This is a genomic window from Mesorhizobium sp. M1403 (assembly GCF_040317695.1).
Taxonomy (GTDB): Bacteria; Pseudomonadota; Alphaproteobacteria; order Rhizobiales; family Rhizobiaceae; genus Mesorhizobium.
This window is the reverse complement of the sequence record NZ_JAMYKY010000011.1, coordinates 171,540-183,725: the sequence shown is the minus strand read 5'-3', so window position 1 is coordinate 183,725 and position 12,186 is coordinate 171,540. Positions and strand designations below refer to the sequence as shown.

Sequence of the window (12,186 nt, the reverse complement as noted above, 5' to 3'; positions counted from 1 at the left end):
CAATTCAATCTCGCGTGCTCAAGGCATGTGTGGACGCCCCCGTCAGCGCAAGAAGAATCTTATATGAAGAATGAGGAGCGTGGTCAGGTGCTGACATGTGTCCGGCCTCTGATGCGGCGTTCCAAATGCCGCGGGCCCGTATGGGAGTTCGCGGAGCGGGTCCAATTCAATCTCGCGTGCTCAAGGCATGTGTCCATGATCTGGTTTTCCCGATCCCGTCTCGTTGACCGTTGCGCCATACTCTCCGTTTGACCTTCTCACACTTTCGAGGCCTTCCGGCCGAGCGGAACTAACCCGCCACGGCCGGAGCCCGATAGGTTCCGCCTTTCGCCATCAATGCCCAGACGATGCGTGCCGTCTTGTTGGCAAGCGCGACGATCACCAACATGGGCGGCTTACGGTCCAGCATGCGCATGAGCCATGGGTCCGCAGATTTCCCCTTCCGCATCGCCCAGCGCACGGCAGCGCTGGCCCCTATAATGAGCAGGCGGCGCAGAGTTCGTTCGCCCATGCGGGATGTCTCGCCAAGCTTCTGCTTCCCGCCCGTGGAACGCTGCAACGGAGTGAGCCCCAGCCAGGCCGCAAAATCACGCCCCCTTTTGAAGGTCTGAGCCGACGGAGCCAGAGCGGCGAGAGCAGTCGCGGTGATCGATCCTATCCCCGGGATAGTCATCAGTCGTTTCGATTCCGCGTCCTCCCTGGCGCGCCGGGCGATCTCGCGGTCGAGCACAGCCACCCTCTCATCCAGCGAGCGCAACTGTTCCACGAACAGACACAGGATCGGACGGGCGGCCTCTGGGATGGCGGAGCCATGATCCTCGATCGCCGTTACAAGCTTCGCCACATGGAAAAGGCCCTGCGCGGCCACCAGCCCGAATTCGGCAAGATGGCCACGTATCGCATTGATGGTCTGGGTCCGCTGCCGCACCAGAAGCTCGCGAGCGCGAAACACCATCGCCGCAGCCTGTTGTTCCTCACTCTTGGCTGCCACAAAACGCATCGTCGGCCGTTGCGCAGCTTCGCAGATCGCCTCCGCATCGGCGGCATCGTTCATCTGCCTCTTCACGAAAGGCTTGACGTAGCCCGGAGCGATCAGCCGGACGTTATGTCCCAACTTCGTGATCTCCCGCGCCAGTAATGGCTGCTGCCGCAGGCCTCCATGGCAACCGTGCAAGCCGGCTGCGCATCAAAGAATTTAAGCATCTGATCGCGGCGAAGCTTCTTTCTAAACAGGATAGCTCCCGATGCATCTGCACCGTGCACCTGGAACACGTTCTTCGCTAGATCCAACCCGATCATGCTAACTTCCGACATGGACGCCTCCGTTCAAGTGATGATCAACGACACCACTTTGGCACAGCGATGCCGTCGGGGGGCGTCCACATGGGGTAATCGCGGGAGCGACGCGCCCTGGAACCGATCATAGCCTTGGAGGGTGGCTGTTCCCCGATAAGATGAAATACGGGCTCACGACTGGACGCCGGGCCCAGCATCAACGGAGAACAGCCATGGAAGAACATATCGGTCTCGACGTGTCGATGAAAGAGACGGCAGTGTCGATCCGCCGTGAAGGCGAACGGATCTGGCGCGGGAAGTGCGCATCTGATCCCAGGATCATTGCCGAGCTTGTCCGCAAGCGGGCGCCGGCCGCAAAGCCCGTCGTGTTCGAAACCGGCCCGCTGTCAGTTTGGTTCTATCATGCGCTGCGCGCCGAGGGATTGCCAGCCATCTGCATCGATGCGCGGCATGCCAAAGCCGCTCTCGATATGGCGGCGAACAAGACGGATGCGAATGACGCCGATGGTTTGGCGCGTCTTGCTGAAGCAGGATTCTTTCGCGAGGTGCGCGTGAAAGGCTTCGACAGTATGTTGACCCGCACGCTCGTGGCAGCACGCACTCGGCTGGTCCGGATCACCGTCGAGCTTTCCAACCAGATCCGAGGGATCATGAAAACGTTCGGCTTGCTCGTTCCCGCCGGTAAGGGAACTACATTCGAAAAGAATGTCCGGAGCCTTCTTATCGATCAGAGCGAGCTTGCTCCTGTCGTCCTACCGATGGTGGAAGCCTGGCGCAGCATTCGCATCCGTGCCGCCGAGCTTGGGCGCCAGCTTGTCGCAGATGCACGTCAAAGCCAAGCATGCCGCATACTCATGTCGATCCCCGGCATCGGCGCCATTACCGCAACCTCTTTCGCCACTGCCATTGAAGATCCGGGCAACTTCAAGAAGTCCCGCTCTGTTGCCGCTTGGATCGGCCTGACAACTCGCCGCTACCAATCGGGAGAAGTCGATTATGACGGCCATATATCCCGACGCGGCGATCGACATTTGCGGGGACTTCTCTATGAGGCTGCGGCGGTCATCCTGACACGCAGCTCGATCGACAGCAGCCTGCGCACGTGGGGCCTCAAGCTCCGGGAGAGGGTTGGCTTCAAACGAGCTGCCGTGGCTGTGGCGCGCAAACTGGCGGTGATAATGCATTCGATGCTCAAGACCGGTGAGTTCTTTGATCGAAATGCAGGCGCCACAGCATGAAATCTTGCGAATAGCGTTCAGGATCTGAGCGCCTGAGACGTCCCTGCCGGGACGTGAGCCGAGCCATTCCGCTGATGGGGTTGCACCGCTGTCTCAGCAAAGTGCGTCGTCCACATTGAAGGCTCGTCCGCGGAGCTCCATCATGCGGCGACTGATGTCGACCGCGAAGACAACCATGCACCCGGCAGCGTCGTCTCGACGCAATTACATGCTTGACGTCCCAGCGGCGATTAGACAACCACATCAATCTGGGAAGTCATAAGTCGGCGGCCATCAGGCAGATGATCAAGGCGGCCGGCGCCAGGCTTTGGTACCTACCGCCCTACTCCCCAGACCTCAATCCGATCGAGCAGGCCTTTGCACTGGATGCGCCAAGCTCAGAAACGTACCGTCGAGGACACTTGGCGCCACATCGGCCACCTCGTTGAAACGATCGAGGCAACCGAATGCAACAACTACTTCGCAAACGCCGGCTACGCTTCCATCAAAACGTGAAAGGCTCTAGTACTACAGTTGCAGATCATTTGATTTTCTGATTCACTCGACGGGTTATGGAGGGAACCATGTCTGTTGCTTCGTGGTCAGGGTCGTTGTTGGCTTGGGAGCAGGAGCTCACGGCGCTGAAGGCACGGGTTGGGCGGGTGCTTCCTCGTCGTGAGTTGCGGGAGACGGGCGCAGATTTCCTTGACGGCCTTCTTTCCGGCATTGAGCGCAAGACAGGCTGGCTGATGGCCGAGCAGTCCGGAGCGGAGCGGCCGTATCGGATGCAGTCGCTGTTGGGGCGCAGCCACTGGGACGCTGATCGGCTCCGAGACGAGGTTCGCGATTATGTGGTGGAGGCGTTGGGCGATGAGGATGGCGTCCTGATCGTCGACGAGACGGGATTTGTGAAGAAGGGCGATCGTTCCGCCGGTGTCGCGCGTCAGTACTCGGGAACGGCGGGGCGGATCGAGAACAGCCAGATCGGCGTGTTCTTGGCTTACGCGAGCCGCTACGGCCAAGCGCTGGTTGATCGTCGCCTTTATCTGCCGGAGAGATGGACAAAGGATCGGGCGCGATGTGCCAGGGCGTCGATCCCGGAGACGGTCGAGTTTGCAACCAAGCCAAAGATGGCGCGCGCCATGGTCGAGGCGGCGCTCGATGCCGGCGTCCCGTGCGCTTACGTTCTGGGCGACGCTGTCTACGGGGCGGACAGCAGCCTTCGCCGGATGCTGGAAGCTCGCGAGCAGCCCTATGTCTTGGCGGTTCGAGGCGCTCACTTCATGCGCCGTGGAGGGGATCGTCTGTTTGAGGAAACCTCGCCCGAGGAACTGGCCAGCGAGTTCGAGCCCGACGACTGGGCCTGTCATGCGGCAGGTGAAGGCGCCAAAGGGCCTCGGCTCTACGACTGGGCACGCATCCGCCGCCCTTGGACGTCAAAAGGCGGCTTCGAGCATTGGCTTCTCGTCCGCCGCAAGCGATCGACCTCCGGAGAAAAAGCCTACTACCTGGTCTTCGCCCCGCCCGGTTCCTCCTTGGCCGAATTGGCGGCAGTGGCCGGCCTGCGCTGGGCGATCGAGGAGTGCTTTGAGCGCGCCAAGGATGATCTCGGACTTGATCATTGCGAGGCTCGGTCCTGGCATGGATGGCATCGCCACATGAGCCTGTGCATGGCCGCCCTGGCATTCCTCTCGAAGCTATCGGCTGATCTTCGCCGCAGCGCATGGAGCAAACCGAACGAAACGAGTCCAAAGGAGCCAATCGCCGCCTGATCCGGATGGCTGCGCTCGTCCCGAGCGTCCCCGAGATCCGCTATCTCCTCGCCCGGATCCTCATCTTCCCACCGACACAAAAGCCCTTCATCATCGCCTGGTCGTTATGGCGACGACGACATCAGGCTGCGGCCACCATCTGTCACTACAAACGGCATCGGCATCTGCAACTGTAGTACTAGACTAGGCTAGTCCTCGAGCAACACCACGTCAGCCTCGACGGGTTCCGTTCCGAGATCAACGAGCTTCGCAGTGTCCCGGGCAATACTTAGCATCTGCGCCTTGGCTTGGGCGGGGTTGCGGATGCATTGGACACCGAGCACGTTGCGCTGTCGACCGTCCTTGGCGAATCCAACGAGCACGCCGGCATGCGTCGAGCCTGTGACCGTGCAAACGACGATGTAGTCGAAGCCAAACCCAAGCTGTTTCTCCTGGGCGCGCACGTCCTCCGCGAACCGACGTACCCAAGCCAGCCATATTTGTGAACAGAGGCCCCGGCCGGTATCGCACAGGGCCTGCCACCCCTTGACTTGACTCATCGAGCGCCTGTTCCCAACCGCGGCGGATGCCGATATGGAAGCCCTCGTCGACAAGGTGCACCTCTGCTCCCATGGATCCGGCTCAAGAGAATGTTGCCGACCCGGTCGTAGACGGCGCCCTCATGTGGCACCCAGCTCTCCTGAACCAGGAGACATTTCACGCCGATCTTGGTGGCGACCGCGGGGACCATCCGCGTGTGGTTGGACTGCACGCCGCCGATGGAGGAAAGCGTATCAGCATTTGATGCGATCGCGTCGGGGATGATGTATTCGAGCTTGCGGAGCTTGTTTCCGCCGAACGCCAGACCGGAGTTGCAGTCCTCACGTTCGGCGTAGATCTCCACCTTGCCCCAGATGCTTGGAGAGGCGGTCGAGCTTCTCGGTGGGCGCGGGCCGAAATGTGAGCGGATAGCGTTCGAACTTTTCCAGCACTTTCTCTCCGGCAACACGCCATGGAGCTGAATTAGCCATTCACGGTTCATCTAGAGGCTTCTTTGATTTGACGTCTCTCCATTATCCGGCGCCAGGAGAGTCCCATTACTATTTCCAGCGCCTCATTCCTCATTCGTCATCGAGAGTTGCAAAACCGCACGCCGTCGTGCGAGAGACTACCCAAACGCGTATGGTATTCAAGAACTGCATCTCCTGGATTAACTTTAATGACCGGATTGCGGTCACCATCGACTTCTCAAGCACAGTATTCCTTCTGAAGTATGCTCAATGTTTATGCTTTGCGCTATCTTGAGCACTGATCTTTTCATGGCGCCTCAAGGCAGCAGCAGCGATATGGCCAGCATTTGATCGCGCTGGAGCAAATCTGCGGATTCATTCGTCACCTCATCAAGGTCTGGCGGCCCGGATCCAACTTCTTTGCAACTGCCGAAATGCTCGGCCCTTTGGCCAGCTCGGCTAACGCAGCCAGACCGCCAGATCAGAAAGAGCACGCTTGCGAAATACGTCAGCTGAAGGAGCAGCGAACAAGCCAGCGTCGTGACGACTACTGTGCCGATGGAATGAGAAGCAAAGTAGACGGTCAGAGCGGTGCTGCACAGGACCATTCCCAGAACGCGACAAAAGATCCTAAAGGGCAACGCCGTTCTCCTGGTTTGTCTCCTCAGATCATGCTACGACCTGGTCGGCCGCAACATGGGTCTGGCAGTTCTTCGGGCAGACGCGGGCGCAGGCTCCGCAGCCAATGCAGCGGCCGGCAAGATCGACGACCATAATCATGCGATTGAGCTCGCCATCGAAATCGTCGTCTTCGCCGTCGCAGACGCCCAGAATTTCACCGGCGTCATCGACGCCGTAAAGATGCATGACCTCGCGAGAGCAGACTTTGAAACAGCGGCCGCAGCCCATGCACGTCGTGCCGTCTATAGCGGTGAGATATTCCGGCAGCCATCCGGAGCCGTCGCGGGTGGTGAATGTGCTCGTCATCGTAACTTCTTCATTGCAGCGAGCGCTCTCTTGGCACCATCCAACTCGGCAAAAACGGCCGACGTTTCCTGGGCAACTTCCTCTATCTCCGTCCATTTTCCCGGGAGATTCTCTGCAAGGTCGCGCAATTTCATCTTGGCAACTGCCGCGCGCAGCTGAAGCTTTCGGACTTTCTTCCCCATCTCATCTAGCTTTGACATAACCCTTCCTCGAAAATTGGTTTCATCACGCCCGCGCCAGGTCCCGATAGGCTTCAGTGGCTGAGGTCGCATCGTCGACCAGTTTCGTACCGGCCTCCGCGAGTTGCCGGAGCGTCTCGAAGCCGAACCGATGGACGTCTGGACAGAACGACGAGCTGTCCGACCGTGAAAAGCACGGGCCCGAAGGCCTTACGGTATTCATCCCCACGATTGGCGATGCCAGCGGGCGGAAACGCTCCGCAATCGCAAGCCCGACGGCGGTGTAAAACATCTCGAGCCTCCACAGCACGTCCGGATCGGGCAGCCCATGCCACGGATCACATGGCGCTTTTTTCTGGTGACGATGAAGTCGGCCAGCAGCGTGGCGTCCGATTCGGAGGCAGCCTGAGCACGGATCAGCCGCACGAGGCATCTGACGAACGGGGTGGCAATGGCCCCTCGTCCTCGTTGACCGCGGCTTCAGGCACTTCATATTCTCCTCATTTCAGTCCTCTTTCTCGAAGCACGATGTCTGTTTTCTGGGACGCCTAATTCGGGCACAGTTGCGCAGCCGAAGCCCGGCTCGGCGCGGCTGATTCCAGGCAATTGATGTCCCTCTGGCCGACCTTGAACACGTCTTCGACTGCGAAGTCTTCCACGCGAATTCGCGTCGAACATCACTTCCGCCGCAATGCGGCCGGAGGCCAAGAAGTTTCGAGCCTCGATCCTGCTGCAGACGATCGACCAAGTGCTGCATGGACCCTCCTGCTGCGGTTACGCAAAGGAAACGGACGAATTGCCCAGTAAGCCATTTCGACCAATTACCCTTTTTTATCTATCCACCTCGGCCGACCGCGCTTTGGCACCTTCGGAAAATTGTTTTGCGGAGCCGCAAAGAGAGCAGCGCAACAAGCCTTCCCACCCCTGTACTTGGCGAGGGCCTGCAGCAAATCCGGCAGATGCTGCTCTTTCAATTCGGCCGGGATAGGCTCCGGACCGTCCAGCGACGTCAGTGCCAGTTCGACCAACTCGATCGCGCGATCATTGTTGCCGTTCTCGTGATAGTACCGGGCGACCGCGGGATAGGACCGGAACTTAGGGCTGTCGCCTTGCGGGCGATTCAGCGCCAGGATGTGTTCGGACAGCTCCTTGCCCATCGCGAAGCGCTCAGCAGGGGGAAGGCGCGAATGGTCATTGGCCGGATGGAAAAGTTGGTCCAGCGCCGAAACCATCCAATCCTCAGAGTTTTTGTCGATCGCATCGCGAACCAATTGGCTCATCACGGGCAAGCCGGTCCACATGTCTTGAATTTTGTGAAGCAACAGATGCGCATGAGCCAGACGGAAATTGATGTCGTCCGGCATCAAGGCGATGCCCTCTTCGATCGCCCAGAGCGCCGTCTTCCAATCTTCTAACTTCACCGCCGCCCAGAATCTGTCATCGATCGGCTTCTTCAACGCTTGTTGGCGCGCCATGAGTTCGCTTGTGGCGATCCGCTCCGTATCGGCGGCTTTCGCTTTGTCGCTGGTGCGCCAGCTGCCGTTGAGCACTTCCGGCAAAACCTCATCGAGTTGGCTTCGATGACCGATAAAGGCAATCTGGCCGTCTCGGTCGACCACGTACGAAGTCGGAATCCCGGCGGAAAAGCTGGGTTTCATCCAAAGCTTGTTCATTTCACCTGTGTGGTCGAACGCGATCCGATAGCTCAGATGCGAGCACTTTTCGGTCAACCACGCGTCCAACTTGGTGCGAGCCTCAACGGCCGTTGGAGCGTCTTCATTAGCCGCGACGCCGACGACCTCAAGTCCGCTGTCCCTGTATTTTTCCTGGAGCCGCATCAGATCGAGCATCTCCGCCACACATAGCTCGCACCAAGTTGCCCAAAATTCGACGATATAGACTTTGCCGGGCTGGAACTTCGCAAGGGGCTCGCCACGCAGCCAGTCCTCCATTTTGATCGAAGGAGCCGGTGACCCCATCTGCAATACCATGTTGCTCTCCAAAGCTGTTGCCACAGTTGCGCGACCTTATGCGCTAGCTTGTCTCCCTCTTTAAAGAGGGGGCATACGGGCAGGAAAAGGAGAGCATCTCTCGTCTCGCGCGTCTGCGTGCAGTCAGCTTTCACGCAGTGTTGCCGCATCACAATCCGCAAAGGCCGTGCCAGCGCACTCAGCGGGCAATAAGCGCATGAATCGCTAGAAAAAGCCTCCAAATGCCAAGATGGCCGGTTGTATTGAAGCCGACATGTTTTCTGCCGCTGTCAGGTTTTGGACAAGCATCACGCGCTTCGCGTCGGCAGAAAAGCGTGGCCCGGACGACTCAATATGCATTCTGGCCGAGGGACGAGGCCGATGGACGTAGGTCGCTACCGCCTCCGGACCGGAACGGCAAGACGCTCAAGCCGGTGGCGTGAAGCGGACGATCATGACGAGCCTGACGAACATCGAGGAGACGCTGAGCTTCTATCGGCTGCCGCTAGCTCACCACAAGCACATGAAGTCGACGAACATGCTGGAGCGGCTGAACCAGGAGATCAAGCGGCGCACCCTGGTCGTTCGCATCTTCCCCAACCCGCGGAGCTGCCTGCGGCTGGTTCGGGCATTGGCGGTGGAGAACCACGAGAACTGGCTCGAGGCGACCCGCTATCTCAACATGGATCATCTGCGCGAGCACAAGAAGGAGAGCCTGAGAGCATTGGCCGCCTGAGCACCGCCGTGTGTCCGCCGCTCCGCTAAACACGGGGGCTGCGCGGCGGACACGCCGACGTCACAGCTACTGCCACGCCATTTTTGCAGAACTTGACGCACACAACTGCAGAACTTGACGCACACAACTTGCAGGGACCGCTTCGTGCGGATGTGAGCGTTGTCCGAATTTGACCAGCCTCAAAGGCCGCTCGGTCGCCACGCGGGTTGGGCCGGACCGACTGAAAACGCTGAAGATGCGGCCGTCCTCGCCCTAACCCGCCTGCCATTCCAGACCATGGCAACATGATTTATGCGACCGATTCCCGCCGACCGCGGCAGGAGCCCGACCGTTCCGACTCGAAGTTGAGGGCGTCGGTCACGGCACGGTCGTTGCGTTGTTAAGCTCCCGGCCAGTAATGAGGAGATCGTGATAGCGGTATACGATGCCGCTACCGGTCCGACTCGGCCTGCCGCGCTGAACGACTCTCTTTGACCTGACGCCGACCTGCGCCGTGATCGTGGCTGCAGTGAGGACTGCCCATACCTCTGCCCGGCCGTTGGTCTCAGCATCACGGACCAACTCGGGCGAGCAGAACCCCCGGGCGCGCGTTAGAGGCGTGCGCGGATGTTCTCGGGCGGCGCGTCCAGACTGGCTCCGAGAAGATTCGCGAAGCTTGCATGTTTGCCGCGATCTTTCTCCGACTTGGCATCAGGATAGTGACCCAGTGAGTAGAGTTTCGAACAGCGTCGGTGCTGCTTCGGAACCCGTCAGCGAGCCAAAAACAGCGGCAATGGCGGCTTCCCAACTATCCATCTCGTCACGCCACCGAAGATCCGCTCGCGCAGCCGGCGGCTGCCATAAGCGCCCATGACTATCATATCGGCAGACGTGTCGATTGCGTGCTGCGCGAGCACCATAGCCACCGGTTTGCCGGCGCTCGCCAGCCGGTCAACCGACACCCGCGCACCGTGCCGAGTGAGATAGGCAGCGATATCGGCTCCCGGCTCGGTACCGGTTCCGGTGCAGGTCGCCTCCGGATCGACTAGTGCGACACGAACTTCCTCAGCACCGGCTAGCAGATCCAGCGCTTCCCGAACCGAACGGGACGCCTCGACGCGCGAATCCCAGCCGACCAGCACGCACCGTGGAGCCAGAGTCGCCTCAGCGCCCTCCGGCACGACAAGCACCGGCTTTCCGGTGTCGAACAGGCTGCCATTGATAACAAGGGGACCGACGTTAATGTCGTTAAGAAGTGCGGGGCCGACGATTGTCAGGTCGTTGCAGAGCGCCCGCTGTCGCACCGCGTCACCGATGCTGGCCTGATCGCAGTTGGCAATATCGACATCATAGCACCGCCACGTGGCTCTCAGCAGTTTGTGAATTTCCCTGGATGTCTTTTCCAGGCTGGCTATGTCCTGTGAAAATCTCTCGATCTGCCTAAACCGTTTGTCCAGTCTGGCGATGGCCTGTGCGCGTTGTCCAGGCCACTCGGGGATGCCATCGCCGAGCAGCGGAGACGGCATAACGAGCGGCGGAGGCGAAATCACCAGTACGGAAAGATACGCGCCGACTTCGGCACACAAGCTGGCAGCTGTTCTGACATCCTGATCGGAGTGGTCAGCTCCCGTCACACTGAGTACGCTTCTGAAAGCCATTTGACTGCTTCTTTCTGAATATGTCGTACCTGCCGGCGCGTTTCGAAGCCGCAAGACTTGCCCTCAGCACGGCGGAAATGCGGAGTGGCACCACATCGGCTATCTATTCAGCCGTCCGGCCACTCGAGCGAGTAGCCGGCCGACCTGACGGTACGAATGACGCTGGAGGGGGAGGCCGCCTTCAGCGCCCTTCTGAGCCGGCTGATATGGACATCCACGGTGCGTACACCGACATGAATATTGGCCGGCCAGGCCGCGCTGATCAGCTCGTCTCTGGTGAAGACCTTGCCGGGAGTCTCAAGCAAAAGCCGCAGCAGGTTGAACTCGATCGGCCCAAGGTGGACTTCGTGGCCATTACCCCGAACGCGGTGGGCATCGAGCCTTATCTCAAGGTCGCCACAGGAGATCCAGCCGCCGTTTTCAATCCCGTTCGAACCCGGCTTTGGCAGCGCCAGCTTCATCCGTAGACAGTCAAGCAGCTTGGCCGGCGCGAAGGGCCGCACAAAGCTCTCGTCAATACCAGCCTTCAAGAGATCGAGGTGCTGGTTCTCGGCGCCGGGCGCGATCAGCGCAATTACGGGCAGGCCGCCGGTCCGGGGCTCCCCCTTGAACCGGGCGCAGATTGTGGAGCCTGTCGCGCTTGCCGGCCCGCAGTCCAGCACTACCGCCTGGAGCTCCCGTTCATCGGCCAATGCAAGTGCTTCCTTCACGCCGCCTGCCGGCTCACTCGTGAAGCCGTCCACTCCCAGAATGTGGCTGAGGAACAGATACAACTCAGCATCTTGCGAACAGATCAAGACCAGTGGCTTCATCAGCGCTACCCCAAGAACCACATCGGCCTCGACCGCCTCCATTGAGAGGGCTGGCCATCGCATGTCCTCAAGGCCTGACATGATCCCCTTGATCGAAAATCGGTTCCATCACGCCCGCGCCACCTCGGGATGAGCCTCAATGGCTGCGGTCGCATCGCCGGCCAGTTTGGTACCGGCCGCGGCGAGTTTCCGGAACGTCTCGAAGCCGAACCGGTGGACGTCGCGCAGGGTCTTCGACAGAACGACCAACCGCCCGGCCGTGAAAAGCACGCGCCCGAAGCCCTCATGGCTCATCTCCATCATCGGCGATGCCATCAGGCCGGAGCGCTCCTCGATCGCAAGCCCGACGGCGGTGTAAAACATCTCGAGCCTCCACAGCACGTCCGGATCGGGATCGCCGATGATCGGGATCGAACGGCGCTGTTCCCTGGTGATGATGAAGTCGCCCAGCAGCTCGGCGTCCGATTTGCCTTCCCAAGAGCCGTGGGAATCATGAGCCCGGACCAGCCGCACGAGACATTTGACGAACGGGGTGGCAAGGGCCGCCTCGTCTTCGGCGACAGCAGGGCTAACCACGGCGTCAGACATTCG

Annotated in this window: 9 protein-coding genes and 5 pseudogenes; 4 read left to right on the top strand and 10 right to left on the bottom strand. The window is 60.0% G+C overall.

What is annotated here, in order from left to right; translation table 11 throughout:
* Window positions 1-289: 289 nt before the first annotated feature.
* A pseudogene (locus NKH01_RS19425) lies at window positions 290-1,314 on the bottom strand (IS110 family RNA-guided transposase).
* A 194-nt stretch (window positions 1,315-1,508) separates the two neighbouring features.
* Between NKH01_RS19425 and NKH01_RS19420 the strand changes: the two are divergent.
* The 3 genes and pseudogenes from NKH01_RS19420 to NKH01_RS19410 all read left to right on the top strand — a co-directional run bounded on the left by NKH01_RS19420 (window position 1,509) and on the right by NKH01_RS19410 (window position 4,285).
* Window positions 1,509-2,534 (top strand): IS110 family RNA-guided transposase, encoded by a 1,026-nt coding sequence (locus NKH01_RS19420; protein ID WP_353021762.1) that lies wholly within the window; start codon window positions 1,509-1,511, stop codon window positions 2,532-2,534.
* A 245-nt stretch (window positions 2,535-2,779) separates the two neighbouring features.
* A pseudogene (locus tag NKH01_RS19415) lies at window positions 2,780-3,029 on the top strand (transposase); the annotation flags it as partial.
* A 68-nt stretch (window positions 3,030-3,097) separates the two neighbouring features.
* Window positions 3,098-4,285: an IS701 family transposase gene (locus NKH01_RS19410; RefSeq protein ID WP_352516112.1), complete on the top strand. Its 1,188-nt coding sequence runs from the start codon at window positions 3,098-3,100 to the stop codon at window positions 4,283-4,285.
* A gap of 191 nt (window positions 4,286-4,476) precedes the next feature.
* Here NKH01_RS19410 and NKH01_RS19405 read toward each other — a convergent pair.
* From NKH01_RS19405 to NKH01_RS19380, 6 genes and pseudogenes are all read right to left on the bottom strand, one after another.
* Window positions 4,477-5,256 (bottom strand): annotated as a pseudogene (locus NKH01_RS19405) (pyridoxal-phosphate dependent enzyme); the annotation flags it as partial.
* Window positions 5,257-5,591: 335 nt separating this feature from the next.
* A complete protein-coding gene (locus NKH01_RS19400; RefSeq protein ID WP_353021780.1) occupies window positions 5,592-5,882 on the bottom strand; it encodes an exopolysaccharide production repressor protein in 291 nt (96 codons plus the stop codon).
* Window positions 5,883-5,943: 61 nt separating this feature from the next.
* The gene (fdxB, locus tag NKH01_RS19395) at window positions 5,944-6,261 is read right to left on the bottom strand and encodes a ferredoxin III, nif-specific (protein WP_353021759.1); all 318 of its coding nucleotides are present in this window, start codon (window positions 6,259-6,261) and stop codon (window positions 5,944-5,946) included.
* Window positions 6,258-6,461 carry a CCE_0567 family metalloprotein gene (locus tag NKH01_RS19390; protein WP_352566076.1) on the bottom strand — a complete coding sequence of 68 codons (204 nt, stop codon included), beginning with the start codon at window positions 6,459-6,461 and terminating at the stop codon, window positions 6,258-6,260. The genes fdxB and NKH01_RS19390 overlap by 4 nt, the downstream gene beginning before the upstream one ends.
* A 25-nt stretch (window positions 6,462-6,486) precedes the next feature.
* Window positions 6,487-6,928: pseudogene (locus NKH01_RS19385) on the bottom strand (DUF269 domain-containing protein).
* A 333-nt stretch (window positions 6,929-7,261) separates the two neighbouring features.
* On the bottom strand, window positions 7,262-8,431 hold the full coding sequence (locus NKH01_RS19380; RefSeq protein WP_353021758.1) for a TlpA disulfide reductase family protein: 1,170 nt from the start codon (window positions 8,429-8,431) through the stop codon (window positions 7,262-7,264).
* 451 nt (window positions 8,432-8,882) lie between these two features.
* Here NKH01_RS19380 and NKH01_RS19375 point away from each other — a divergent pair.
* A pseudogene (locus NKH01_RS19375) lies at window positions 8,883-9,146 on the top strand (transposase); the annotation flags it as partial.
* A 749-nt stretch (window positions 9,147-9,895) separates the two neighbouring features.
* On the opposite strand, the gene NKH01_RS19370 reads toward NKH01_RS19375, so the two are convergent.
* The 3 genes from NKH01_RS19370 to NKH01_RS19360 all read right to left on the bottom strand — a co-directional run bounded on the left by NKH01_RS19370 (window position 9,896) and on the right by NKH01_RS19360 (window position 12,183).
* Window positions 9,896-10,783, bottom strand: a complete 888-nt coding sequence (locus NKH01_RS19370) for a universal stress protein (RefSeq protein ID WP_353021753.1) — start codon at window positions 10,781-10,783, stop codon at window positions 9,896-9,898.
* Window positions 10,784-10,890: 107 nt separating this feature from the next.
* The gene (locus tag NKH01_RS19365; RefSeq protein ID WP_352571108.1) at window positions 10,891-11,676 is read right to left on the bottom strand and encodes a response regulator transcription factor; all 786 of its coding nucleotides are present in this window, start codon (window positions 11,674-11,676) and stop codon (window positions 10,891-10,893) included.
* A gap of 27 nt (window positions 11,677-11,703) precedes the next feature.
* Window positions 11,704-12,183 carry a NifX-associated nitrogen fixation protein gene (locus tag NKH01_RS19360; RefSeq protein ID WP_352571106.1) on the bottom strand — a complete coding sequence of 160 codons (480 nt, stop codon included), beginning with the start codon at window positions 12,181-12,183 and terminating at the stop codon, window positions 11,704-11,706.
* Window positions 12,184-12,186: the final 3 nt, after the last annotated feature.